The organism is Shewanella zhuhaiensis, from assembly GCF_022484835.1.
In the GTDB taxonomy this organism is placed as follows: Bacteria; Pseudomonadota; Gammaproteobacteria; order Enterobacterales; family Shewanellaceae; genus Shewanella; species Shewanella khirikhana.
On record NZ_JAKUDL010000003.1, the window covers coordinates 424,886 to 448,961 of the forward strand.

General features: G+C 55.8%; 24 protein-coding genes. 5 read left to right on the forward strand and 19 right to left on the reverse strand.

Annotated elements, in window-relative coordinates; all coding sequences use genetic code 11:
* Positions 1 to 49 precede the first annotated feature (49 nt).
* The 8 genes from MJ923_RS11515 to MJ923_RS11550 form a co-directional block, all read right to left on the reverse strand.
* Positions 50 to 862, reverse strand: coding sequence for a potassium channel family protein (locus MJ923_RS11515; protein ID WP_240591208.1), 813 nt, complete (start codon positions 860 to 862; stop codon positions 50 to 52).
* Between the two features lie 29 nt (positions 863 to 891).
* Positions 892 to 1,221, reverse strand: coding sequence for a hypothetical protein (locus MJ923_RS11520; RefSeq protein WP_126167879.1), 330 nt, complete (start codon positions 1,219 to 1,221; stop codon positions 892 to 894).
* Positions 1,218 to 1,865 (reverse strand): DUF4178 domain-containing protein, encoded by a 648-nt coding sequence (locus MJ923_RS11525; protein ID WP_240591209.1) that lies wholly within the window; start codon positions 1,863 to 1,865, stop codon positions 1,218 to 1,220. Before MJ923_RS11525 ends, MJ923_RS11520 begins: the two co-directional genes overlap by 4 nt.
* Before the next feature lie 86 nt (positions 1,866 to 1,951).
* A complete protein-coding gene (locus MJ923_RS11530) occupies positions 1,952 to 2,641 on the reverse strand; it encodes a PspA/IM30 family protein (RefSeq protein ID WP_126167877.1) in 690 nt (229 codons plus the stop codon).
* An 11-nt stretch (positions 2,642 to 2,652) separates the two neighbouring features.
* Positions 2,653 to 3,066, reverse strand: a complete 414-nt coding sequence (locus tag MJ923_RS11535) for a YjfI family protein (protein WP_126167876.1) — start codon at positions 3,064 to 3,066, stop codon at positions 2,653 to 2,655.
* Between the two features lie 101 nt (positions 3,067 to 3,167).
* Positions 3,168 to 4,895, reverse strand: a complete 1,728-nt coding sequence (locus MJ923_RS11540; protein WP_420854440.1) for a polyamine aminopropyltransferase — start codon at positions 4,893 to 4,895, stop codon at positions 3,168 to 3,170.
* Position 4,896: 1 nt separating this feature from the next.
* Positions 4,897 to 5,796: a DUF350 domain-containing protein gene (locus tag MJ923_RS11545; protein ID WP_240591210.1), complete on the reverse strand. Its 900-nt coding sequence runs from the start codon at positions 5,794 to 5,796 to the stop codon at positions 4,897 to 4,899.
* Between the two features lie 21 nt (positions 5,797 to 5,817).
* The gene (locus tag MJ923_RS11550) at positions 5,818 to 6,795 is read right to left on the reverse strand and encodes a hypothetical protein (protein ID WP_240591211.1); all 978 of its coding nucleotides are present in this window, start codon (positions 6,793 to 6,795) and stop codon (positions 5,818 to 5,820) included.
* A 197-nt stretch (positions 6,796 to 6,992) separates the two neighbouring features.
* Between MJ923_RS11550 and glnE the strand changes: the two genes are divergently transcribed.
* From glnE to MJ923_RS11565, 3 genes are all read left to right on the forward strand, one after another.
* The gene (gene glnE / locus MJ923_RS11555; protein ID WP_240591212.1) at positions 6,993 to 9,872 is read left to right on the forward strand and encodes a bifunctional [glutamate--ammonia ligase]-adenylyl-L-tyrosine phosphorylase/[glutamate--ammonia-ligase] adenylyltransferase; all 2,880 of its coding nucleotides are present in this window, start codon (positions 6,993 to 6,995) and stop codon (positions 9,870 to 9,872) included.
* A complete protein-coding gene (locus MJ923_RS11560; protein WP_240591213.1) occupies positions 9,869 to 10,522 on the forward strand; it encodes a DUF6942 family protein in 654 nt (217 codons plus the stop codon). Before glnE ends, MJ923_RS11560 begins: the two co-directional genes overlap by 4 nt.
* 204 nt (positions 10,523 to 10,726) lie before the next feature.
* Entirely contained in the window at positions 10,727 to 10,921 is a 195-nt protein-coding gene (locus MJ923_RS11565; protein WP_126167870.1) for a hypothetical protein, read from the forward strand.
* Here MJ923_RS11565 and MJ923_RS11570 read toward each other — a convergent pair.
* The 7 genes from MJ923_RS11570 to MJ923_RS11600 form a co-directional block, all read right to left on the reverse strand.
* Positions 10,911 to 11,441 carry a hypothetical protein gene (locus MJ923_RS11570; protein ID WP_240591214.1) on the reverse strand — a complete coding sequence of 177 codons (531 nt, stop codon included), beginning with the start codon at positions 11,439 to 11,441 and terminating at the stop codon, positions 10,911 to 10,913. The genes MJ923_RS11565 and MJ923_RS11570 overlap by 11 nt on opposite strands.
* A complete protein-coding gene (locus MJ923_RS11575) occupies positions 11,438 to 12,247 on the reverse strand; it encodes an FAD:protein FMN transferase (protein ID WP_240591215.1) in 810 nt (269 codons plus the stop codon). The genes MJ923_RS11570 and MJ923_RS11575 overlap by 4 nt, the downstream gene beginning before the upstream one ends.
* Before the next feature lie 4 nt (positions 12,248 to 12,251).
* Positions 12,252 to 12,803, reverse strand: coding sequence for an FMN-binding protein (locus MJ923_RS11580; protein ID WP_240591216.1), 552 nt, complete (start codon positions 12,801 to 12,803; stop codon positions 12,252 to 12,254).
* 44 nt (positions 12,804 to 12,847) lie between these two features.
* Entirely contained in the window at positions 12,848 to 13,744 is an 897-nt protein-coding gene (locus MJ923_RS11585; RefSeq protein ID WP_240591217.1) for a DUF6662 family protein, read from the reverse strand.
* Between the two features lie 143 nt (positions 13,745 to 13,887).
* Positions 13,888 to 14,832 carry a LysR family transcriptional regulator gene (locus tag MJ923_RS11590; protein WP_240591218.1) on the reverse strand — a complete coding sequence of 315 codons (945 nt, stop codon included), beginning with the start codon at positions 14,830 to 14,832 and terminating at the stop codon, positions 13,888 to 13,890.
* A gap of 66 nt (positions 14,833 to 14,898) precedes the next feature.
* The gene (locus tag MJ923_RS11595) at positions 14,899 to 16,992 is read right to left on the reverse strand and encodes an alkyl/aryl-sulfatase (RefSeq protein ID WP_420854462.1); all 2,094 of its coding nucleotides are present in this window, start codon (positions 16,990 to 16,992) and stop codon (positions 14,899 to 14,901) included.
* A 271-nt stretch (positions 16,993 to 17,263) separates the two neighbouring features.
* The gene (locus MJ923_RS11600; protein WP_126167864.1) at positions 17,264 to 17,608 is read right to left on the reverse strand and encodes a DUF3634 family protein; all 345 of its coding nucleotides are present in this window, start codon (positions 17,606 to 17,608) and stop codon (positions 17,264 to 17,266) included.
* 143 nt (positions 17,609 to 17,751) lie between these two features.
* Between MJ923_RS11600 and MJ923_RS11605 the strand changes: the two genes are divergently transcribed.
* Entirely contained in the window at positions 17,752 to 17,934 is a 183-nt protein-coding gene (locus tag MJ923_RS11605) for a hypothetical protein (RefSeq protein ID WP_240591220.1), read from the forward strand.
* Between the two features lie 76 nt (positions 17,935 to 18,010).
* On the opposite strand, the gene MJ923_RS11610 is transcribed toward MJ923_RS11605, so the two are convergent.
* The 4 genes from MJ923_RS11610 to aptA form a co-directional block, all read right to left on the reverse strand.
* On the reverse strand, positions 18,011 to 18,739 hold the full coding sequence (locus tag MJ923_RS11610; RefSeq protein WP_240591221.1) for a TorF family putative porin: 729 nt from the start codon (positions 18,737 to 18,739) through the stop codon (positions 18,011 to 18,013).
* 109 nt (positions 18,740 to 18,848) lie between these two features.
* On the reverse strand, positions 18,849 to 19,214 hold the full coding sequence (locus MJ923_RS11615) for a cupin domain-containing protein (protein ID WP_240591222.1): 366 nt from the start codon (positions 19,212 to 19,214) through the stop codon (positions 18,849 to 18,851).
* 40 nt (positions 19,215 to 19,254) lie between these two features.
* Positions 19,255 to 20,745, reverse strand: a complete 1,491-nt coding sequence (locus MJ923_RS11620) for a CoA-acylating methylmalonate-semialdehyde dehydrogenase (RefSeq protein ID WP_240591223.1) — start codon at positions 20,743 to 20,745, stop codon at positions 19,255 to 19,257.
* 32 nt (positions 20,746 to 20,777) lie between these two features.
* Positions 20,778 to 22,118 (reverse strand): omega-aminotransferase AptA, encoded by a 1,341-nt coding sequence (gene aptA / locus MJ923_RS11625; RefSeq protein WP_240591224.1) that lies wholly within the window; start codon positions 22,116 to 22,118, stop codon positions 20,778 to 20,780.
* A gap of 429 nt (positions 22,119 to 22,547) precedes the next feature.
* On the opposite strand from aptA, the gene MJ923_RS11630 reads away from it, so the two are divergent.
* The gene (locus MJ923_RS11630; RefSeq protein WP_240591225.1) at positions 22,548 to 24,044 is read left to right on the forward strand and encodes an aldehyde dehydrogenase; all 1,497 of its coding nucleotides are present in this window, start codon (positions 22,548 to 22,550) and stop codon (positions 24,042 to 24,044) included.
* The last annotated feature ends 32 nt before the right edge of the window (positions 24,045 to 24,076 follow it).

Below are 24,076 nucleotides of genomic sequence, written 5' to 3' on the forward strand. Positions count from 1 at the left end.
ACAGGTGGGCTTTGTTTTAGCGCAGGACCTTGATAAGCGTTTAAGGCGTTTACAACTCGTCATCCCCATCGCTGCGCACATCTTTAATCGCCCGGCGCAGTGCCGCCATTTCCCTTAACATAATTGCCTGATTCTCTTCCATGCGTTTCAGCGCCTGCTCCATCTCCTGGCGCAGGTTTTCGGCGTGAGCTTCCTGACGCTCTTCCTCGTCCGGTGCCACAAACACCGAGGCCATATAACCCGAGATGATACCGAAGAAGCTGACGCCGCAGACAATCACCATGGAGCCGACGATGTGGCCAGCGGTGGTCACAGGATAATGGTCGCCGTAGCCCACGGTGGAAATCGTAACCATAGCCCACCAGATGGCTTGCTCGGCGGTGAGTATGTTGGAGCCCTCGGCGGGGGATTCAACCAGCAAAATCGCTACCGATGACAGGGTGAGTATGGTCACCAGGGCCACCAGCAGGCTGGCGAGGGTGGCTTGTTTGCGTTGACGCAATACCTGCGACAGCAGCGAGCGGCTCATACGGATAAGGCGGATAACCCGCAAAATCTGGAACAGCCTGGCAAAGCGCAGCGCCTCGATAGCGGGAATACTGGCGACAAAATCAATCCAGTGATGGCGGATAAAAAACAGCTTGTCTTTGGCGCGGAACAGACCGGTGAAGAAGTTCAGCATAAAGATGCTGCAAATCCCGGTGTCTATCATAAACAGCAGTCGGTAGGTTTCTTCATCGAGCCGACCAAAGGTCATGACCAGCACCACTATAACGGCCAGCAGTGACAGCAGCATCATCGCCAGTTCAATGGGCGCTGGTGCCTTGATGCGTTTCACGTGGCCGTGTGTTGGTTCAGACATCTGACTCCCCCAAGTCATATTGGATCTGTTCAGTCTTCGGAAACGAACTGAACCAGGTCTTCCAGTACCCGTTTTTTTATCTCAAGCTGTGCATCGGCGCTGAGGCCGTATTTCTCGGCCAGTGCCACATAGTCTTCAGGGCTCAGAGATACCGTCAGTCTTGGCCGGGTAGGGCGCTTGGCCACCGGCAGCCCCAGAATGGCGCGAATTTGATCCGAGGGGCTGCGGTTGGCATCCAGTGCCGCCTTACGGATTTCGTATTGGAACTTTTCATCCAAATCAAAGGCCACCTGGGTCGCCTTGGCGGCCTTTTGGTTTTGCAGCCAGGTTTCCGGCAGCGGGTGTTTGGTCTTGGTCATGGGTGATTTCCTGGCCAGTACTCGCGAATAAGGCTGAGCGGTTTTGTCAGGCCAACGAGAACATCGGTTTCGCCGCCTTCAAACACTTCCACTTCGAGGCTGAATTGTTCGCTGTCGTCTTCCAACTCGTAACGCTCAAAGGGCTCGCCGGTGGCGCCATTGGCATCCTGGGGCGGTTTGAGGCCGCGATAATCCTCTCGGTGAAAATAGCCAAACAAGGCGAAGCTCACTTCATGGTATTGATTTCCAAGCCACTGCTCAAGCCTCTGCGGAACGGTTTGGACGGTGAGACTCGCCTGGCTGTCCTCCTCAAAAATCTCACCAAAGGCGTCGAGTCCAAACAGGGTTTCGACTTCGGGGCGGCTGATTTTGAGGCTGAAATGCACCTGGGGTTCATCGTCATCAACCAGGGTCATAAACAGGGTATCGCCGCCAGCGCCCTTGAGTTGCCACTCGATTTCCTGACTGCGCTCGAACTCGTAGGTGTTGATGGCGATAACTTCCAGTGACTGACCACGAAGCTGCGCTGGCAAACCAAAGTCGTTGTCCAGGCTGATGATATCGCCCCGCATTAATTCACGGGGGTGACGAATAACCCTGGCCTTGGGCGGTTTATCGCCAAACAGGCCTTTAAGAAAGCTCATTGGGTGCCTCCATGTGAAGCGAATGTGTGCCCTGAAAACCAAACGACAACACCCGGCACTGTGACCGGGTGTTATCAAGCGGGCGCTTAGCCCTTACGGGACTTGAGCCTTTCGAGTACCGCGTTGGCGTCACTCTTTTGCTCACCAATGCCGGCCTCGGCCAGTTTGGCGGCAAGCGACTTGTCGCTGTCCTCGGCTTCCAGCGTCTCGGCGGCCTTCATGCGGTCGTCAAACTGCTGCTGACGGGCCTTGATGCGCTCAAGCGATTCTTTGGCATTCAGCAGCTTGGAGTTGCTGGAAGCAAAGGAGTCGGTGATAGAGGCGGTCGCTTTCTGTACGCTTTCGGTGGTTTTGACCATCGACAATTGACGCTGATAATCGGCCAGCTGACGTTCGGTCTTTTTCACCAGATCTTTCAGCTTGGCGGCGTTGTTGGAGAAAGCTTCGTTTGAAGACTGCTGCTCGGCCAGCTCCATTTCCAGCTGGGCGATTTTCTCAGCCACTTCCAGCGCCAGTGCTTCGTTGCCTTTTTCCAGCGCCTGGGTGGCATAGCCTTCGTGTTCGCTAATGGCACGCTTGAGGCGATCCACTTCGCGGGCGGCGGCCATTTCTTTGGCCATCACTTCGGTCAGGTCGCGCTTGGCTTTGGTCAGGTGTTTTTCGGCGTCACGGATTTCCTGCTCGAAAATGCGTGTGGCATTGGCGTCGACAATGCTTTGGCCTACTTCGTTTGCACCACCGCGAAAGGCGGTCAGGATCTTGTTGAGAATGCCCATAATGCAGCTCCTTAGTTCAGGTAATCGGCCATTTCGGCAATAACTTCGAGACAGTTATCGGACAGGACGCTGAGCTCCTGCTCGATTTCGGCCATGCTGGATTTGAGTGACAGTGCGCCATACACCACATATTTGTCGTCGATTTTGGCAAAGGCCGACAGTGGCATGGGAATGTTCAGCTCCAACATGGTTTCAAACATATCGGCACGGGTTTCGGGTTTGACTTCGTCTTCGCCCCACAGATAGCTGATACACAGCACCTGGTTATCGGTAACCGACACAAAAATCGGGATCTCCTCCCGGCCTACGATATTGACCTGCAACACCTCCACGTCACCTTCAATGGGATAGCAGTCAAACCGGAAACCGGTCTGGCTGTTGTCACCCAGTCCGTTAAGGTGATTGGCGATAGCGTGGATATTCATAGTCGTCCTCTCTGACATATTATGTCTGTGTTTCAAGATAACACCGGGACATAATATGTCAAGCGTTATCTTGGCCGAAATTTCGCCGCCTTGGCGAGTCCCTAAAAAAGGTTGATACCGCTCTCTTCTTTCCAGGCTTCCAGATGGTATTGATAAATCACCTGGGTGCCGAAATGGTTTATGTCCACCTCTTGTTCACGCAGCAGGAACCCCGGCGGGAAGGCAAAGGCTGCGCCAATCATTTCTTTGTTCACCCAGGGGTGAGCCGGAGCCGTGCCGTCCAGAACCCGCTGCTCGGGTGAGCCATTTAGGGTGCCCAGGGTCCAGCCCCATTCGCCGAAGCTCGGCACATTCTGATGATATCTTGCCACCTTAAAACCCGCCGATTCGAGGGTTTTGCCAATGCTTAAAAAGGCGCGGGTGGCGTGCCATGGCGACGTGGACTGAATGGCAATGGCGCCATCGTGGCTGAGCACTTCTTTGAGCTTGCGATAAAACAAATCCGAATAGAGTTTGGATAAGTCCGGATGATTGGGGTCCGGCAGGTCCACCAAAATCACATCGAAGTGTTCACCGGCTTCAATCAGACGGTCGATGCCATTAAAGGCATCATCAAAGATAAGCCGTACCCGCGGGTCATTGAGGGCATTGGCATTTTGGTGGATAAGCCGCTCGGCAAGGCGTCTTGGCATGGTCTGCGGCGGCGATTGAAACAGCTTCACCAGCCGTTCATCCAAATCCATCAGTACCAGTTCCTGTGGGTTCCAGCGCAGTGCATCCCTTGCTGCCAGGCCGTCACCGCCGCCGACAATCAATATCCGCTGCTGGCGTGCAGCGGCCATCATCGGTGGCCACACCAAAAAGCCATGGTAGATATGCTCATCCTGGGTGGAAAATTGCAGCCTGCCATTGAGGTAAAGGGAATACACAGGCTCTGCCTGACCCCGTGGGCGTTCGGTAAACACCAACTGCTGAAAGCGGGTGGCCTCAGTGTAGATAACCTTGTCTTTGTAGAGCAGATTATTGAAGTCCTGCTCCAGTGGCGGCCCTTTTACCGCGAGCAGCACCAGCGCAAAGGATGCCAGAATATGCCCGGCAAGCAGCCAGCCAAAACCTCTCAGGCGTGCACGAAAACGGAAAATAAAGGCAAAGCCCGCCAACAGGTTAACGCTGGCAGTGAGCGCTGCGGCCAACTGAATATCCATTGCCAGCATCAGCCCGACCCAGATGGCAGCGCCTACGCCTGCACCTATGTAGTCGGCGCCGTAAATGGTGCCGGCGTTATGCAACAGGTGCTCATCTGACAGCGCCTGACGCACCCGGGCAATCAACGGAATTTCCATGCCAATCATCAGCCCCAGCGATGTGCCTACCACATAGGGCAGATACTGGGCAGCTTTTTGCAGCGCGCCCAACAGGCCGCCATTTGGCATCAGATCCGGCGGCAGGCCAAAGGTATCGGCGAGCAATTGTGGCAGGGTTTGCGTGAGGCCAATGGCTGCGGCGCACAGCAGCACACTGCCGGCCCCGAGCAGCGCTACTGCCAGTTCCAGCAGGGCAAAGCCAACGAAAGGATTGCGAATGGCTCTGGCGGCAAAGGCGCCCACACCCATGGCCACAATCATCAGACCAATCATGGTATAGATGGCCGCTTCCATGGCGCCAAGGATGCGCCCGGCATAGTGGCTCAGCAGATACTCGTAAATCAGACCGCAGCCTGCGAGCGCCGCCATAATGCCAAGCAGCAGCGCATCATCGGCCCGGCCAAGGTGTTTGGCCGGGATTTTGATGTCGGCTGTGGCCGACACCCTTTGCGTCTGGTTACTCACTTCAGGCCATCAGCCCGGTGAGGATAAGGGCAATAGCAATGCTGATGGCCACTTCCACCGCGGCAAGACCCACGTTGTGCTGACGCTCCACTTCATCGGCAAGATTAATACGTGCCAGAACCAGCAGCTTCACCAGCTTAAGCAGCAGGCTAAGCACCAGCAGCATTACCACTGAGAAGCACAGCCAGCCAAGCAGGTTAACCACATAGGCCGTGGGCTCAAACACAATAAAGTGGCTGGCGGCATTGAAGGTGAGTGCCATGGCGAGCATGTGTCCCGAGTGACGGATTGCAAGCGCCGTATGGCCTTTGGCCAGCGCTTCTTGCATACAGGCGCCCTGATTGCGGGCGCTGTAGCGGCTTTCACGCATCCGCGTCAGCAGCACCAGCATCAGCTGCGACACCACAAAGGCGGTGGTGATGGCGATAAAGGTGTTGATGGTCAGGTCGTCCACCCACAGCAGGCTCGCGCGAATGATAATAGCGGTGGCCACAGCCGCGGCGGCATCCACCAATGCCACAGACACATTGCCTTTGAGGATGTGGGCGTTTTTGTCGATGTTGTTGAGGGCGATTTTGTCGTGCATCACCCGGCCAACTTTAATCAGCAGCATGCCAAACAGGCCATAGGTGCCCATGCCAATGGCTTCGGTGGCATAGTTGGGGGCCGCGGCGCCTGTTATGGCACCGGTCAGTACTATCCCAAGTGCCAGCACGGCGCCTGCTGTGCTGATCCCGAAGGCGAAATTGTCTTTTTCGGCCAGTTCCTTGCTGCTGTTTACCTTGACGCTCCAGCCTTGCAGATAACGCATGGCGGTGAGCAGCAGAACAGCGATGGCCAGATCGATGGCCAATATGATCAGCAGTTCCTGAGTCAGGCCATAGTCTTGTAACAGTGTCATCTTTCAATCCTTATTCTGTTCTCACTTGCCACGGCGGGAGCTGCGGCTGGTGCGGTTTCCGGAATCGCGGAAACTGCTGTCCTTGGCGTAGTTGGAGCGAAACTTCTGCCTTTCGGTGCGGGCCCTGCTGGCCTGAGCCACGCTGGGGGCCTGCTGGCTCTGACGGGACAGTCCGGTCGCGCCGCTGCGGGTCTTGGCGTAGGGGCTGTCGAAGCGTTTGCCCTGATTGTCGAAGCGCTTCTTGGTCTGCGTAAATACCTGTTGCTGCTTGAGCACATCTCTGGGTGAGCTGTAACGGTAGCGGCCGACATCGTGGTAGTAGCTGTAATGACGACGGCTCGACCAGTTGTCGTAATACACAGGGCGATGGAACAGGTTGGAGAACATGGCGTACATGCCATACCAGGCCCAGAAAGAGGTGCCATTGCTGCCAGTCTGCCACTCGCCGTAGGCGGGGTTGCCAATCAGCTGGCTGCCGGGGCCAAAGTCGTCACCAAGGCTTGCCAGCTCTGATTCACGGCTCACTGCATTCACCCGCGGCAGGCTGCCACCTGACATGTCGGCGAGGGTGTTTAACGGGTCAGACAACATATCGTTGTAAAGCGCCGGGTCGGCGGCCTGATAGAGGTTTTCAAGCTCATCGAGGCGCATGGCTTCATCAACAAAGTTGGCGGGATTTTTGGCCTCATCGAGGCGGCGTTTCAGGCTCTCGAACAGAGGGCCTTTGCCTGCGTCGGTGGCCAGCGCCGAGACAATCGGTGCCAGTGACGGGTCCTGTTGATTCAAGCGCTCGGCATAATGCCCGATAAGGGTGGCGTTACGGATTTCGCCCTTATCCAACATGGCACCGAGGGTTGCCAGACGGCCTGCGTCCAGCTCAAGGTATTTTTCAATTTGCCTCGCTTGTTCGGCCGCCCCGTTATCGGAACAGCCGCTCAGCGTCAGCATCAGCATCACGGCTCCCAGCGGGAACAGTATGCGGCTAAGCCATCCTGCCATTTTATCTCCATCTTTCCTGCCATTTACCGGCGGGAACCTGACTAAAATTCAGGGAATATTATCGGTCTAGGTCATCCCCGGCTGTTTATAGTAACCTTAACCGGGCACCGGCGTCCCGGGTTTATCCCAAGGCCGGAAATGCATTACCTATATCACTCTTGACATAATATGTCGATACTCGGTCGCCAGGGATTAGTATGTCGCACACGCAGCAGCTGGAAACACCACAGGAAATTCTCGAACAGGGCAACAAATGGCTGGCATCGCTGGCGATCCAGTGGCCCGATGGCCTGGCCGCGCTGAGTGCCGGGCAGAAACAGGAGCTGTGCCAGGTGGCCGGGCTGAGTGATTTTATTGCCCGTGAATTGCTGCGCCACCCCGAGCGCATCAGCGCGCTGTTTGCCGGTTTGCTTGATACTGTAGACAGGGCCAGTTTCGACCGGGAATTGCACGCCCAACTTAAAGATGTGAGCAATGAAGAAGAGGCCAAAGCGGTGCTGCGCCGTTATCGCAACTTCCAGATGGCCCGGCTTGCCTGGCGCGATTTTATGGGCAAGGTGGCACTGAAAGAATCGCTGCTGGATATTTCGGCTCTGGCCGAAGCGCTGATTGTGGCCGGTCGCGACTGGCTGTACCGCGACATGTGCCAAAGCCTGGGCACGCCCTGCGACAGCGAAGGCAAACCGCAGCCGCTGATGATCCTCGGCATGGGGAAGCTGGGTGGCCGCGAGCTTAATTTCTCCTCCGATATCGACCTGATTTTTACCTTCCCGGAGCACGGCGAAACCCAGGGCGGCCGCCGGGCGCTGGATAATCAGCAGTTCTTTATCCGCATGGGCCAGCGGCTGGTAAACCTGCTGGCGCAGGTCACAGTGGATGGCTTTGTGTTCAGGGTCGATATGCGCCTGCGCCCCTACGGCGACAGTGGCCCGCTGGTGGTCAGCTACAGCGCCCTTGAAGATTACTATCAGGAGCAGGGCCGTGACTGGGAGCGTTACGCCATGGTCAAGGCCCGTGCCCTTGGCCCCTGGTGCGGTTACAGCGATGAGCTGCACAGTTTGCTGCGCCCCTTTGTGTATCGCCGCTACATCGACTTTTCGGCCATCGAATCCTTACGGCGGATGAAACAGCAAATTGCCCAGGAAGTGCGCCGCCGTCAGCTGACTGACAATATCAAGCTTGGCGCCGGCGGCATTCGCGAAGTGGAGTTCGTGGTGCAGAGTTTCCAGCTTATCCGCGGCGGCCGCGAGCCTAGCCTGCGCACCCAAAGTCTGTTTGGCGCCATCGACACCCTCTACAGCCTGGGGCAACTCGAATACCTGGCGGTGGATGAGCTGAAAAATGCCTATGTGCTGCTAAGAAGAGTGGAAAACCTGCTGCAGGCCATTGACGATAAGCAAACCCAGACTCTGCCGGACAATCGTCTTGATTGGCAGCGACTGTGTGCGCCGCTGGACATGGCCAATGAGATTGACCTTCGCACCCATATCGAGGCGGCCATGGGCAAAATCCACCGCCATTTTCGCGACACAGTTGGCGGAGAAGAAACCGAAGAAAATCATGAGCATTGGACCTGGCAGTTCTGGAATGTGCAGGAAGAAGATCACGCCGAGGCGCTGCTGAAAGATCAGCAAATCGACGATGAAGAGTTCTGGCCATTATTGAAGGGGTGGCGCGAAACCATGGCCAGGCGCCCCATAGGCCCCCGCGGCCGCGAAACCCTCGACCGGCTGATGCCCAAACTGCTTGGCGAGCTGGTGGCCATGCCCCGGCCGTCGGCCGCGTTTGCGCCCGTGTTCAATGTGGTCGAGCAGGTGCTGACCCGCACCACCTACCTTGAGCTTTTGTGTGAAAACCCCGGCGCCCGCGCCCAACTGGTCAGCCTTTGCTGCGCCAGTCCCTGGATTGCCGATCAGTTGGCCAAGTTCCCTATGCTGCTGGATGAGCTTATCGACCCGGCGGCGCTGTACGACATTACCTCGCTGGATGATTACGGCAGTGAGCTGCGTCAATATCTGCTCAGGGTACCGGAAGACGATATGGAGCAGCAAATGGAGGCGCTGCGCCAGTTCAAACTGACTCAGCAACTGAAAATTGCCGCTGCCGATGTGACTGGCGTTTTGCCGATTATGCAGGTGAGTGACCACCTGACCTTCCTCGCCGAGGCCATTATCGAGCAGGTAGTGCATCAGGCCTGGGGACAGGTGGCGGCCAGGCACGGCGTACCATCGCATCTGGAGCCGGGCGAGATGGGCTTTGCCGTCATCGCTTACGGTAAGCTGGGCGGCATTGAGCTTGGCTATGGCTCGGATCTGGATTTGGTGTTTTTGCACAATCATCAGGGCAGTGGCGTTACCAATGGTGATCGCCAAATCGACATTGGCCACTTTTACGTCAAGCTTGCCCAGCGGATTTTGCACCTGTTTTCAACCCGCACCACATCGGGCGAGCTGTATGAAGTGGATATGCGTCTGCGGCCGTCCGGCGCCTCAGGGCTCTTGGTCAGTGAGATTGAACGCTTTGGTGAATATCAGCGCGATGAGGCCTGGACCTGGGAGCATCAGGCGCTGGTGCGCTCGCGTTTTGTGTTCGGTGACAATCAGTTGGCGGGGCAATTCAGCCGTATTCGCGCCCAGGTGCTGGGGCAGCAGCGCGACCCTGGCAAATTGCAGCAAGAGGTGCGGGAGATGCGCACCAAGATGCGTGAGCACCTGCTGAAGGTGGACGAGAGCATGTTCGATTTGAAGCAAAGCCCCGGTGGCATCGCCGATATCGAGTTTATTGCCCAGTATTTGGTTTTGAAAAACAGCTTCGAGCACGATGAGTTAACCGTTTGGTCTGACAATGTGCGGATTTTCCAGACAGCCGCCGAACTCGACATTCTGCCGCTGAATCTGGCCCAGCAGTTGATTGCGGCTTACTGCACCCTGAGGGATGAAAACCACCGTCTGACGCTGCAGCGGGAGGCGGGTCAATTGCCGTTTATTGCGGTATCGGATCACAGTGAGCGGGTCCTGTCGATTTATCGGGACATTCTGGGTGATGAGCAGCCAGGCCAGGCGGAGAGGGGCGAGTGAGCTGTGGATTGGGGGATTGCCAGTATCTGATTGCGGCCTGCATCGATAAGCGTCCGGCCTTTATGCACCTTGAGCAGCTTGAGGGCTGGCAGGGCATGGTGGATGGGGAGATTGCGGCCATCGGCAATGCCTGCGGTAACGGCTGGCGCAAGGTCTTTAATGTGTACGCCAAGCTGCTGTGGGCGCTTGCAAAAGACCCCGTGATTGCCAAGGCGCTGCGTCCGGCATTATCGTCCGTTGCCAATTTTGACCGTTGGCAGGATTACCGCGACGCTTGCCTGCTGCGTTCTTACTCAGGTACGGCACTGCTGTTTTCCGAGCCCTGTTTTTCAGAGCCCACCTCGTCAGGCTCAGTCTTGAACGAGACAGGTTCAGTCTTGAAAGAGCCGGGCTCTGTCTTGAAAGCTCCGAGCGAGGGGGCGGAAAACCAACCCCTGCATATCATCATGGGCAGGGGATATGGTAAGGCGCTGGCCTGCAAAGCCGAGGCGCCCTATAGCCTGGAGTGGCTCAATGACGCCTTCGCCATCGACCGTCACCGGCGGGTTATTGTCTGCCCCTATTTTGATTATCGACAGCTCAGTGATGCCCGCATCGACACCCTTGTAGGCCTGGTGAAAAGCCTGTCTGCCCAGGATAGTGGTCGCTGAGAAAAGGATGTGTGAACGGACTTATCTGAATTTACTCAACATTTTTATCCAGCATTATTTACCCAGGATTGTCAGACGCCATTCAGCTTGAATGTGTTACTTACAAAGGTTAATGGTAACAAGTGTATCTGCAGTGCGGGGTTATCTGCGATGATCCGGGCGGCGATGCCAGTAAATGATGTAACAAACGACAGGAGTTGAAGCGTGAAAAAAGCAGTGGTACTCATGGGTGTGTGTCTGGCGAGCCTGGGGCTCGGCGGCTGCGAGAACCTCACCTGGGTGGAACCCAAACCGGCAAAGGAAGTCAATCAGCCACAGATCCCCGAACAGGATGGCATGGTGCAGGACAACGAGCGCATTCTGGAAGAGGCACGCCGCGACGGCAGACTTAATCGCTGAACGGCTCGTTTGGCGCCGCCGGGCTTAAGCCTGGCTTGGCGGCCCGGAGACGATGTTTAGCCTGGGCCGCGCGAAGATGTCCGGCGCGAATTTGATGACCCCGACCCCAATGCCATACAAAGCTTAGCGACAGCCCCAACCCCAGCAGAGAGTGCAGCACGCTGGCCACCAATTGGCTGTCGCTGCTGCTGAGATAATAGAGTCCTATCCCGGTTAACATCAGCAAAAGCAGCGCCAGCGCCATAAAGATGCCACTGAGATGGTTTTCCCTTCGGCGCCATCCGGCGCGAATATGCACCTGCCACAGGGCGCCAAGCAACATCAGCAGTACAGATGCCGCCAGGGTGTGGGTGCTCACAATTCCGAGCCTGAGGCTGCCCGGCAGGTTGAAGTCCAGTTCCCACTCCAGTTTGAATTCCATCACCCAGGGGTACATGGCAATTCCGGTGAGGCTGCAGGCAAACATGGCTGCAAGCAGTAAGTAGAAGAACCCGTCCGGGTAGCCATTCAGACGTTTCATGCGCTGTTTCTCGCGATTATTTCCGTTGGTAATTGGCCGCCCAGAGCGCGGACAAGGCCGGGCTCACCAAAGGCGGCTATCTTGGTCAGGGCGTCGGCGCGCCAGGCAAAAGGGGCAATCACAGTGTGCAATTCTGCCTCGCCGGGCGCCGGACGGTCGGTAAGCACCAGTGCCGGATAGTTGGTCGTTGGCGCAGCGCCGTGGCGAGAGCTTGCCAGCGCTTGATTGCAAAGGTAGAGACTGACGCCAAAGCCCTTATCGGAGCGCAGTTGCACCCGGGTGGGTATATCGCCAAAGGCTTTCAGATCGCCGCCTGCATTGACTGAGCCTGACCGGACGCCGTAGCGCTTAAGACAGGCAACAGCCAAATCCACTGCATAGCCTTTGGCGATGCCATCCAGAGTAAGCAGAACCGGACGTTTGAGCCGGGCTTTATTCGATGCAAGTTCAATGTCTTGCCACTTGCCCCGTGGCAAAAAGTGGCCGTGCTGATGCTGGGGCAGAGCGCCGCGACTGACCAGCTCGGCACCGAGGGTCACGTTAAAGCGATTGGCGCTTAGCTTGCCAAGGCTTTTGGCGAGCCTGAGCAGTCGCATGCTGTGACGACTGAGCTCAACCCAGTTGCCGGCGCCCGCGTTCAGGCGCGACAGTTCGCTGTCCGGCCGGTGGAATGACAAGCCTTCATCGATTTGTTTTATAACGGCAAAAGCCGCCTCAATGGCGGCTTGGGGGCTGGCATTACCTGCGTCGCTGATGCAAATTTCGCAGAAGGTGCCAAGCAGTGGCCGGGCGCGCCTGATGCTCATGGCGTCAGGCTTGCTGGCTTAAAAACAGTTGATGGATCACCAGCAGCCGTTTGACCCCGTCGAGCAGGTTACGACAGCTCAGGGTGGCGCCACTGATGTTGGGCACATCCTCTTCCAGCTTGAAGGGATCCTTCAGGGTCTTGCCCTGAAAGTTGGCGCGCCAACTGGCTTCACGCACCTCGCCGCCATGGGTTTCACGGTAGCTCAGTACTTCAATGCCAAGCACTTCGCCACTGGGGCTGATGGCGGTGGCATAGGTGATGTACTCATGCTTGCCAATCACGTCATCGACAATAAACCAGCCTTGCAGTTGGCCGTCTTTTTCTGCCCGCCAGATTGGCTGGCTGCCCTGGCGCTGGCGGGTGCCTGCGTGGGACTTGATGGCGCTGCGGGCGTTGCTGTCAAACAGGGTGGGGCGCTCGACAAAGCTGCTGGCGCCAGGGAACAGCAGCTGCTGCGCCTGGGGGATGCTCAGGTAATCGGCGGCCACGGCGGGCGCCGCCACAAAACCCATGGGGATAAACCACAGGCTGTTATTGAATACGGAATTTGACATGGAAGGCTCCGATAGGGGGCATGGCGGCCATGCCCCGGTCAGCATCAGAAGTTATAGGCGACCTTAAAGCGCCATTCCTGCTCGGTTTTTTCAATCAGGTGCAGGCTGGTGTCCTGGCCATCAAACTGTTCGCCGCCACCGGCAAGCTGCGGGAACCAAGTGAGGGTTGCCCACCAGTTGGCGCTGCCGTAGTGAATAGATGGACCGGCAAACCAGGACCAGCGCTCCTGACCCACTTCGGTTTCAAACTCGGTTTCGTACAGCACTTCGGCGCTGACAAACCAGTTTGGCGCGAAGCGGTAACTCAGACCCGTGCCGAATTTAAGCTCGATTTCCATTTCAGGATCGGTCGGCCAGTCGAAGTCTTCAGGCAGATTGTCGATAGGAGCGCGATCGGCGTAGGTAGTTTCCACCGCCAGGTTGCCAAGCCACACCAGCTCGCCTTCGAGCAGGTACTTCTGCGTTTGCAGACCAAGCTCCAGCGACAGGGTGTCTTTGTCGTAGCCAGAGTGCTTGTCAATCCAGTCATAATCCAGCGACAGGCTGGCCTGCAGGCCCAGCGTCTCCATGGCGGGGCTCAGGAACATGTAAGCCATGCCCACTTCTACGCCAGAAGCTTTGAAACCTATATCCTTGGCGCCGGGCAGATAGCCATCAATCGAGAGGCCTTCGGTGTCGAGCGACATAAACTTGGCCGATACCGAGGAAGAAAACTTGCTGGATACGCCGTATTCGTATTCGGTTTCGAAATCGATGCCCTGATACGAACCCTGACTCTTGCCATCACGCACAGTGACTTTCTGATACAGCTCGGAAGCGCCCTTTGGCAGAGCTTCGGCGCCTTTGAGGTAGCCAAACAGATCTTCACCGGCAACGCTTTGCTGGCTGACAGCAGCGGTCAGCAGGGCAAGTGTGCACAGCCCAAGTTTTGTTGCTTTCATGTTCATTCCCATCTTGATGTTATGTTCAAACTGCTGCGCATTTTAGATAGTAAAGATATAAATGAAAATAGTTTGCATTAAACTTTGGTGTGGGTTTTATGGTATGTCTTTGATAAATATGATTAATAAATTTTAAGATTATTTTAAGTTTGTTGGCTTGATACTGCGTGGCTGAGAATTTCCCTTAACCAGCGGTGGGCGGGTTGGTTGTCGACCCGCCGTGGCCAAACCATGTAAACCGGAATGGGGCGGCTCTTGAAGGGGAAGGGCAGCACCTGTAATTGCAGTAAAGGTGCGTAGGCGTGGGCCAGTCTGGAGGGGGCGATGCCGATGGCTTCGCTGCGGGCAACACTTGCCATCATGCTGATTTCACTGCTGTTCTCACTGTATAGGCGCCGCTGGGGCAAGGGCTCTTCGCAGAAAATCTCTCCCAGACTCAGGCCGTGGCGGCTCAGATTGAGCACGCAGTGGCGCTCGGCGGCAAATTGCCCGGCTGAGAGATTGCCACGAATGCGGGGGTGCTTGCCGGCGGCCACGCAGACAAAGTGCTCTTCAATCAGCAGTTGGCTTTTAGTGCTGTTGCCAGAGGGCGGGAGTATGTCTATCACCATGTCGGCGCTGCCACTGTAGAGCGCCTGATAGACACCTTCGGGATCGGCTGTCATGTCTTTAAACACTATGCCGAGCTTAAGGCCGCGCAGCAGAGGCTCAAGCAGGGGTTGCAAGGTATGGGTTGCCGCTTCATAGGTGTATACCGTGAACTGGCGGGTGCTGGTGGCCGGGTCAAATGCCTTGAAGGCATCCAGGGTAGCGGCAATGTCTTCCATGGCGACAGATAAACCCTGATACAGCTGATGGCCTGCGGCGGTGGGGGTAATGCCGCGTCCGGCGCGTACAAACAGCTCTTCACCTATCTGGGCTTTGAGTCTGGCAATGGCGTTGCTGACCGACGATTGGGTCAGCCCGAGAATATCCGCCGCCCGGGTGAATGAGCTGTGCTGATAAACGCACAGAAACACCCGTAGCAGGTTGAGATCCAGTTTGCCGTAGTCGCCCATGTAACCCTGTATTTGTTTCAGGTAAAACAATAAGGTAACTCCAATAGTGGCATAAAAAAAGAGGCAGCACCTGCTGCCTCGATGGGCGTTTTTTAGTTATTGCTGATGCCTGCGGCCCCAGTGCTTGTCGCTGTGTGCCGGACTGGCCTGATAGTAGATGCTGCGATTGGCTTCGGCGGCAGCTTCGCTTGGCAGCGGCACAATCTCAAATCGTGGGTCGAATTCCACCATCAGGCTTTTCAGGGTGGCCAGCACCTGGGTATTGCCCTCTGAGCTGGCTTTGCCGGTCTCAAACAGCTGCTTGAGGCTGACCTGGCCCAGATTCATGGCGATGGCATCACGATTGTTGAGGGTCAGTGTAAGGTCGGCCCCGGCTTTGGGCTGCTCAACCCGGATGTTATTCAGGTTGCCGTTGGCAAGCTCGACATAATAGGTTTCCCCGATGTCCGGCAGTACCAGATTCATGCCAAAGCTGTGATGCTGCGCCTTGAGTGAGTCAATCCGGGTCGCCATATAGTCGAGCAGACTGCCGATAGGCAGGTTGGCAATCACATCGGCAGAGGCCGATTTCAGCTCACCATCCTGAATCCCGACCCTGAGCTCCTGGGCCCCGGACAGATAGACGTTGCGCCAGCCCGCGCCTTCGGATTGATAGCCAAGCTGCTCGTAAGTATCGGCCAGCAGATTACGGGCCTCGAGATTCCCGGGCTCAGCAATCACTACCTTGTTCAGCGCAGTGGCGACAAAGTTGTATTCACCCTGGCTGTAATCCTTTTTGGCTTTTTTCAGCACCGATTTGGCGCCGCCCATGTACTCCACAAATTTAGCCGCTTCTGCCTTGGTAGGCAGGGGATTGAGATTCGCCGGGTTCATATCGAAATAGCCAAGATACATGTTGTACACCGCGCGGGCATTGTGGCTGTAAGTGCCATGGTAGCCATTGGTATGCCAGGCTTTCTGGATGCTGTCAGGCAGCACTTTTTCGATTTCCCAGCCGATGTCCTGCATCACCACGCCTGAGTTGGCCAGTCGCAGCGATTGGTTATGCACAAAGCCGTAGTTGTCGCGCTGCAGCTTCATATAAGCCTGAATATTGTCCTTGTCCCATACCGGGGCACTGTGGGCCGAGAACAGAAACTCGGCATTGCCACCCCAGGCTTCCAACATCTGGTTGATGGTCTTGGACCACTTGAGCGCATCTCGCACCTTGGCGCCGCGCAGGGTGTAGATATTGTGCATGCCGTGGTACATCACCTCGGCGCCCCAAATGGTTTGCATCGACGGAATATAGGCCACCGCCTCTGACGGTGCTTCGGTGCCCGAGGCGTCCATAAAGATGATGTCGAGGCCGTCGATGTTTATCTTCTCGAACTTCTGGCCCTGCGCGTTGGTTTCAAAGTGCGGCACTATGTAAGTGATTTCGCCCTTGGCGATGCCGTTGGAAAGTGCTGCATCCACAATGCCGGTGTCGTTGTAGGACAAGGTGGCACCGTACTGATACGAGGTTCTGCGCGCCATGGCATTACCCGCCAGCACATTCTCATCCACCATTTCGGAAGTGATGTTGTGGGAGCCGTAAATCTTCACCTGTGGGAAGCGCTCGGCCACAGCCCGTGAGCCGCCAAAGTGATCGGCGTGGGAGTGGGAGTACACCATGGCGACTACCGGCTTATCACCGCCGGGCAGGTGTTTAAGGGCAAAATCCAGGGATGCCTTGGCCGACTCATAGGTAGTCAGCGGATCGAACACAATCCAGCCATTGTCGGTGCGGACAAAACTCATGTTGGCAAGGTCGGTACCACGCACCTGATAGATGCCGTCTCTGACCTCATACAGACCATAGGCTTCGTTGTTGAGCTGGGCCTGACGATAGAGTGACGGGTTCACGGTTTCCGGTGTTTTGTCACCGATAAATTCAAACTTGTCAGCCAGTTGTGCGGCGCTGGCATCGTCGAGTCTGGCAATCAGCTTGGCGCGGGTGTTGTTAAAGGCGGCCTGGTCGGCAAAGTTGAGTTTGGCCTCAACGGCGGCGTTGTGGGTTAGGGTGGCTTCGGTGGCCGGTTTGCCCTTATAGCTAAAACTGGTGGTCAGGGCATGCTCATCCTGCCCTGCACCATGGCCTGTATCCGCATGGGCGGTAGGGGTTGATAAGATTGCAATGACAGCCACAGAGACAACGGAAAGTTTCAGCATCTTGGTGCTCCTTGTGAAATTGGCATTTGCCGATAGCACCGAGTTTAGAAAGACTGCATATTTCAATAAATGCAGGTAACTATGGTTTTGTTATTTATATTGTGAATGTGTGGTAAAGAGTAACGCTGGGTGAATTGCGCCCCCGGATTGGCGCTGAGGATACGACCGCATCCCTGTTAAAACGCACCTCAGACAACAAAGACGCCGGCAGAGAAACGAAAACGCCGACCCTAAGGTCGGCGGAATGGCAGTGATTCAATCAAGCTTGTCAGAGGCTTTGTTTGCTGTGGTCGACCGATTTACGATCGTACAGCTCAAACGGAAACAGATTGCGGATCCGCTGGGCAACGCTGTCGGCCACGTTGGCTGAGATGTGCAGTCGCACATCGCCGGCGCGCTCGGCTCTGATGGTGCCGGTGAGCTTTTCAGACTTGGCCAGTTGACGACATTCCCGCTCGAACTTCTCCGGGATCTTGCCTTTGTGGCTGGTCATACGGCCATCTTTGAAATGGATTTCGAAGAGTGTCAGGCCCTTTTTATTGCTGAACACCAGTCGATACAGAATATAAATGCCAATAGCAATAAACAAAATTTTCAGGAGGTTAGCGGTCATATCATCTTCCCTTGCCGTTTTTGTTTAAGATACGCCTTAAGTTATCGTCTGAAAAGTGGCCCAGATCGCATTTGTCAGCTTGAGAAAAGCTGGCTTGGGCACTACATTTTGCTGTAGGAACACTGCCCGTTAAGGATGACGATATGCCGCTTACCAACGCCCGCGACTGGTCACTGATGTGTGACAAACAAGCCAAACTGATTGAAAGCATGCGCAGCCATTTTCCGGAGCGCCATGAGCCGCTGACTGAACTCAGTCGTCATTGGCGGGAACTTAAGCAGCAGCTCGACAGTGGTGCCATTCCACGGATGACAGGTGTGAAATAGCGCCGATCCGATACAGGCAATAAAAAACCGCCAATAAAGGCGGTTTTTTTAGGCGGGAAGGGAGAAAGACCGGGGCTTAGAAAGCGTAGCTTACGCTTGCCAGCACAGTCCCTTCACTGTTGAACAGGTCATCTTTGATGGTCACGTCACTGTCGATGTTGTTATCCAGCCAGGCCAGAGACAGACCAAAGCCAGCCACTTCGGTAGACACACCGATGGAGTAATCGATAAAGCTGTCACCGAAGCCGAAATCTTCATCTTCAATGGCATCGCCGAAGTTGTTACCTACGTGCAGATCCAGGCTCCAGTTCTCGGCAAATTCCCAGCTGTAGTTCAGCTCGAGGTAGTGGTAATCGTAGTCTGAACCACTGTAGTCATTGGTGTACCAGTAGGCCGCACGGAAACCGTGGAAATCGGCACCTATGGTACCTTCAAAGTAATCGTAGTCGCTGGTTTCACCGAAGTAGTTGTAGCGATACAGGGTCACATCAAATGACAGATCGTCATTCACTTCATGATAGTAACCGGCATAGATATCCAGTTCGATGTTGGTGTCATCATCGGGACCGAAGTCAACGTTGCTGGCCCAGGCGCCGACAAAGAAACCTGAATCTGTGGAGTAGTCGATACCACCGGAAACCTGCAAACCGCTGTCGGTTTGAGAGATGCCACGGAAGCGGTAGTCGTTGGCAATGCCCACTTCACCGGTCAGTTCGCCGGCATTGGCCAGGGGTGACAGCAGCGCACCTGTCAGAAGGATCCCAGTCAGCTGTGCAAGCTTGTTTTTATTGAAATATTTATCCACGCTTGATTCTCCATTTTACTTTTGTTGACAGGGACGACGCCGAGGCGTCCGTCCTCATTGATTGCCAAACATCAGCACAGGGCTGCGACCTCATGGCGGGTTTTACGAATCAGTTTTGCTCAAAAATTACATAGACCTTTTTGCAATGTTCAACCACTTCCCATGTGCCTTGAAAACCGGCGGGGATAACGAACTTGTCTCCAGCCTCCACGGTCAGACTGTTACCGTCAGCGTCGCGGATAATGCTGCACCCTTCGAGGATGTCACAATATTCGTGTTCAGTATAGTTGACATTCCATTTACCGCCAGCACTTTGCCAAATCCCCACATGAAACTGGCCGCAACCACTGGAATAATGATTGGTAAGTGCTTGTTCAGGATTGCCCTCTATTCGCTTTTCATCGGCGAGGAAGTAACGCTCCGTTTCAGTTTTTGCATTGGAAAAGTGTTGAATATCTTTGACCGAGATAGCCATTTTTTACTCCAAAAGGGGCGCACAGGCGCCCCATCGGGTTTTACTTCATGGTTGGCATAACAAACTCAGCGGCAAGTTGTTTGCCCTGAGGCCAGCGTGCGGTGATGGCCTTGCGCTTGGTATAGAAGCGCACGCCATCCGGGCCATGCATATGCAGCGGGCCAAACAGTGAACGCTTCCAGCCGCCGAAGCTGTGGAATGCCATTGGCACGGGAATGGGCACGTTTACCCCGACCATGCCCACCTGAACGTGATGGCAGAAGTGGCGTGCTGCTTCACCGCTCTGGGTGAAGATGGCTGTACCGTTACCAAACTCATGCTCGTTCACCAGCTGCAGGGCACTGGCGTAGTCTGGCACTCGTACAATGCAAAGTACCGGGCCGAAGATTTCTTCCTTATAGATAGTCATCTCGGGAGTGACCTCATCGAATAGGCAGGCGCCGAGGAAGTAGCCATTGGCCTTGTCTTCCATCGACAGCGTACGACCATCGACCAACAGCTTGGCGCCTTCACGGACGCCCGCTTCCACATAGCCGGAAACCTTGTCCAGATGCTGGGCCGAAATCAGCGGACCCATCTCCATTTCAGGAGTCAGACCGTTGCCCACCTTGAGGGCAGCAATCTTGGGCAGTAGTTTTTCCACCAGGGCGTCACCCACGTCGCCCACAGCCAGTACCACAGAAATCGCCATGCAACGCTCACCGGCAGAGCCGTAGGCGGCGCCCATCAGCGCATTGACGGCTTGATCCAGATCCGCATCCGGCATCACCAGCATATGGTTCTTGGCACCACCAAGGGCCTGCACCCGCTTGCCGTGAGCGGAGGCGGTGGCATAGATGTACTCGGCAATCGGCGTGGAGCCCACGAAGCTCACTGCCTGCACATCTTTATGGGTCAGCAGGGTATCCACGGCTTCTTTGTCGCCGTTAACCACGTTGAACACACCATCTGGCAGACCGGCTTCTTTGAGCAGCTCGGCAATACGCATCACTGAGCTTGGGTCTTTTTCAGACGGCTTCATGATAAAGGTGTTGCCGCAGGCGATGGCGATGGGGAACATCCACATGGGGACCATCACAGGGAAGTTGAACGGGGCAATACCGGCCACCACACCCAGCGCCTGGTTCACGGCCCAGGCATCTACACCTGTGCCCACCTGAGCTGTGTGTTCGCCCTTGAGCAAATGCGGAATGCCGCAGGCAAATTCCACCACTTCGAGACCACGGATAAGCTCGCCCTTGGCATCATCGAGCACCTTGCCGTGCTCGCGGGTGATAAGCTCGGCCAGTTCGTCCATATTGGCTTCAACCAGTGCCTTGAACTTGAACAGAATGCGGGCGCGGTTGAGCGGGGTCATCTGTGACCAGCTCTCGAACGCGGCCTTGGCGACGGCGATGGCGTCACTTACTTCCTGGGCACTGGCCAGGGATACTTCGGCGCGTGTTTCACCGGTGGCGGGTTCAAATACTGATTGGGTACGGGTGCTCTTGGCAGTGTGCTGACCGTTTACAAAATGAGTAATGCTTTGCATGGTTATCTTTGGCTACCTATTAATTCTGTTTTTCAGCCGATGGCCTTGATGGCATCTGCCAGGGTATTGATCATCTGGTCGATATGTTGCTTTTCGACAATCAGTGGTGGAGACATGGCGATGATGTCGCCGGTCACACGCACCAGGGTGCCGTTCTTAAAGCAGTGCTCGAATACCTTGTATCCGCGTCGTCCAACGCCTTCGGCATTGGGCGCCATTTGTATCCCAGCCACCAGACCTATGTTGCGGATGTCAATCACATTGGGCAGATCTCTGAGGCTGTGGACTGCATCTTCCCAATAGCCTTCCAGCTCTTTGGTCCGATCAAACAGTTGCTCTTCTTTATAGATATCCAGGGTGGCCAGCGCGGCAGCGGCAGCTACCGGGTGACCTGAATAGGTGTAACCGTGGAAGAATTCAATCAGCTCTTCGGGGCCGGTCATGCAGGCATCATGGACATCCTGACTGACGAACACAGCGCCCATGGGGATGGCACCGTTATTCAGCGCCTTGGCGGTGGTCATCAGATCCGGTGTTACTCCCCAGCGCTGGGAAGCAAAGGCGTCGCCCACACGGCCAAAGCCGGTAATAACCTCGTCGAAAATCAGCAGGATGCCGTACTTCTGGGTGATGTCACGCAGACGCTTGAGGTAGCCTGCAGGAGGCAGAATTACACCAGCGGAGCCTGACATGGGTTCGACAATCACCGCGGCAATATTCTCTGGGCCGTGGAGAGTAATCAGCTGCTCAAGCACTTCGGCCTTTTCCAGGCCATGGGCTGGGAAGCCGCGGGAGAAAGCGTTCTTGGCAATGTCCAGAGTATGGGGCAGGTGATCTACACCCTGCAGCAACTGCTGGCTGAAGGTGCGGCGATTGTTGCCGATGCCGCCAACGGAGATGCCACCAAAGCCTACGCCGTGGTAGCCGAGTTCGCGGCCAATGAAACGGGTGCGGGTAGGTTGGCCATTGGCTCTGTGGTAGGCCAGGGCCATTTTCAGCGCTGTGTCGACAGACTCACTGCCAGAGTTGGTAAAGAAGATACGGTTCAGACCGGCCGGGGCTATCTCGGCCAGGCGGCTCGCCAGCTCAAACGCGAGCGGGTGGCCCATTTGGAAAGACGGCGCATAGTCGAGCTCGCGGATCTGGCGGCTGACCGCTTCGCTGATCTTCTGTCTGCCGTGGCCTGCGTTGCAGCACCAGAGGCCGGCAGTGGAGTCGAGTACGGGCTTGCCGTCAACGTCTTTATAAAACATCCCTTCGGCACCAGCCAGCAGTCGTGGGCTGGCCTTAAACTGGCGGTTTGCCGTGAACGGCATCCAGTAATGCTCAAGGGATGGTGTGTCGTGTCCTGTAGATGCGCTGATGTCGATCATACATTTACCTTGATCCTGATGATTATGTGGGTGTTGTGGTGGTTAATATTCGCTATGCTATGTCAGAAATAATGAACATGGAATACCTTTGTGCATTTATTTGTGCCAAAAAAGCTGCTTTTGTAAAAAATATTGAAATAAGTAAGGGCTGCGCGTAATCTGGCACCAAAGGCTTTTGCGCCTCCCATTTGAGAGGGGATCCGGCGCAGGGGCGTAAATCCCCGCACTTTTACTGCTGTTTGGTTGCAGTTCCTCTATAAATAGCTGCAACGCCACTTATATAGAGCACAAGACATAAGTGCTCCGCCGGTGGGCAGCAGCTGGCGTAGGGTGGCGAGCCAACGCCTTGGGCGGAACGCAGACGTGATGCCGCGTCTGACAATCGGTAAACATTAATAAACATAATAATCAAGTGGATACGAGGTCATCATGAGTACACCCCAGAGCCGCAGCGAGTGGGAAGCACTGGCACAGCGTCTTGAGATCAATGGCAAAGCCTTTATTAACGGCCAGTATTGCGATGCCGTGGGCCAGGAAACCTTCGAGTGCATCAGTCCGGTAGATGGCCGGGTGCTGACTCAGGTTGCCAGCTGCCAGCAGGCCGATGCGGATCTTGCCGTGGCCAATGCCCGAGTGACCTTTGAGTCGGGCGTGTGGTCACAGCAGTCACCGGTGAAGCGCAAGCAGGTGATGATCCGCTTTGCCGATTTGCTGGAAGCCAACGCCGATGAGCTGGCGCTGCTTGAAACCCTCGACATGGGTAAGCCCATTGCCCATTCCAAAGCCGTGGATGTTGCAGGAGCTGCCCGCGCCATCCGCTGGTCAGGTGAGGCAATTGACAAGATTTATGATGAGCTGGCGCCAACCCCCCATAACGAAATCGGTATGATCACCCGCGAGCCCGTGGGTGTGGTGGCCGCTATCGTGCCCTGGAACTTCCCGATGCTGATGGCCTGCTGGAAGCTAGGTCCTGCACTTGCTACCGGTAACAGCGTGGTGCTCAAGCCTTCAGAGAAGTCGCCACTCACCGCCATTCGTATGGCGCAGCTTGCTAAAGAAGCCGGTATTCCCGATGGGGTGCTGAACGTGCTGCCGGGCTTTGGCCATACCGTGGGGCAGGCGCTGGCGTTGCACATGGATGTGGATACGCTTGTATTCACCGGCTCGACCAAGATTGCCAAGCAGCTGATGGTGTATGCGGGTCAATCGAACATGAAGCGGGTGTGGCTGGAAGCGGGCGGCAAGAGCCCCAATATCGTATTTAACGATGCGCCGGATTTGCAGGCCGCAGCCGAAGCTGCAGCGTCTGCCATTGCTTTTAACCAGGGGGAAGTGTGCACTGCCGGTTCCCGTTTGCTGGTGGAGTCAGGTGTCAAGGATGAGCTGCTTAAACTTATCGTCAAAGAAATGGAAGCCTGGCAGCCGGGTCATCCGCTGGACCCAGCCACCACTTGCGGTGCCGTGGTGGACAAGCAGCAGCTCGATACCGTGCTCAGTTATATTAAGGCCGGCCACGATGAAGGCGCCAAGCTGCTCTGTGGCGGCGAGCGCAAGCTTGAGGAAACCGGTGGCGTGTATGTGGCGCCTACGGTATTCGACGGCGTGACCAATCAGATGAAAATTGCCCGTGAGGAGATCTTCGGCCCGGTGATGTCGGTGATTACTTTCGATGGCATGGATGAAGCCGTTGCCATTGCCAACGACACCATCTATGGCCTGGCCGCCGGTGTCTGGACCTCGGATATCAGCAAGGCCCATAAGACTGCCAAAGCACTGCGCAGCGGCATGGTGTGGATTAACCACTATGATGGCGGCGATATGACAGCGCCATTCGGTGGCTATAAGCAGTCCGGCAACGGCCGTGACAAGTCACTGCATGCCTTCGAGAAGTACACCGAAATCAAAGCGACCTGGATAGCGCTGTAACACCGCTGACTTTCAGACATAAGAAACCCGCC

Bases quoted from the DNA above. Each gene is read 5' to 3' on its own strand.
- MJ923_RS11515 (WP_240591208.1), bottom strand. From the start codon at position 862: ATGTCTGAACCAACACACGGCCACGTGAAACGCATCAAGGCACCAGCG.
- MJ923_RS11520 (WP_126167879.1), bottom strand. From the start codon at position 1,221: ATGACCAAGACCAAACACCCGCTGCCGGAAACCTGGCTGCAAAACCAA.
- MJ923_RS11525 (WP_240591209.1), bottom strand. From the start codon at position 1,865: ATGAGCTTTCTTAAAGGCCTGTTTGGCGATAAACCGCCCAAGGCCAGG.
- MJ923_RS11530 (WP_126167877.1), bottom strand. From the start codon at position 2,641: ATGGGCATTCTCAACAAGATCCTGACCGCCTTTCGCGGTGGTGCAAAC.
- MJ923_RS11535 (WP_126167876.1), bottom strand. From the start codon at position 3,066: ATGAATATCCACGCTATCGCCAATCACCTTAACGGACTGGGTGACAAC.
- MJ923_RS11545 (WP_240591210.1), bottom strand. From the start codon at position 5,796: ATGACACTGTTACAAGACTATGGCCTGACTCAGGAACTGCTGATCATA.
- MJ923_RS11550 (WP_240591211.1), bottom strand. From the start codon at position 6,795: ATGGCAGGATGGCTTAGCCGCATACTGTTCCCGCTGGGAGCCGTGATG.
- glnE (WP_240591212.1), top strand. From the start codon at position 6,993: ATGTCGCACACGCAGCAGCTGGAAACACCACAGGAAATTCTCGAACAG.
- MJ923_RS11570 (WP_240591214.1), bottom strand. From the start codon at position 11,441: ATGAAACGTCTGAATGGCTACCCGGACGGGTTCTTCTACTTACTGCTT.
- MJ923_RS11575 (WP_240591215.1), bottom strand. From the start codon at position 12,247: ATGAGCATCAGGCGCGCCCGGCCACTGCTTGGCACCTTCTGCGAAATT.
- MJ923_RS11580 (WP_240591216.1), bottom strand. From the start codon at position 12,803: ATGTCAAATTCCGTATTCAATAACAGCCTGTGGTTTATCCCCATGGGT.
- MJ923_RS11585 (WP_240591217.1), bottom strand. From the start codon at position 13,744: ATGAAAGCAACAAAACTTGGGCTGTGCACACTTGCCCTGCTGACCGCT.
- MJ923_RS11600 (WP_126167864.1), bottom strand. From the start codon at position 17,608: ATGACCGCTAACCTCCTGAAAATTTTGTTTATTGCTATTGGCATTTAT.
- MJ923_RS11605 (WP_240591220.1), top strand. From the start codon at position 17,752: ATGCCGCTTACCAACGCCCGCGACTGGTCACTGATGTGTGACAAACAA.
- MJ923_RS11615 (WP_240591222.1), bottom strand. From the start codon at position 19,214: ATGGCTATCTCGGTCAAAGATATTCAACACTTTTCCAATGCAAAAACT.
- MJ923_RS11620 (WP_240591223.1), bottom strand. From the start codon at position 20,745: ATGCAAAGCATTACTCATTTTGTAAACGGTCAGCACACTGCCAAGAGC.
- aptA (WP_240591224.1), bottom strand. From the start codon at position 22,118: ATGATCGACATCAGCGCATCTACAGGACACGACACACCATCCCTTGAG.
- MJ923_RS11630 (WP_240591225.1), top strand. From the start codon at position 22,548: ATGAGTACACCCCAGAGCCGCAGCGAGTGGGAAGCACTGGCACAGCGT.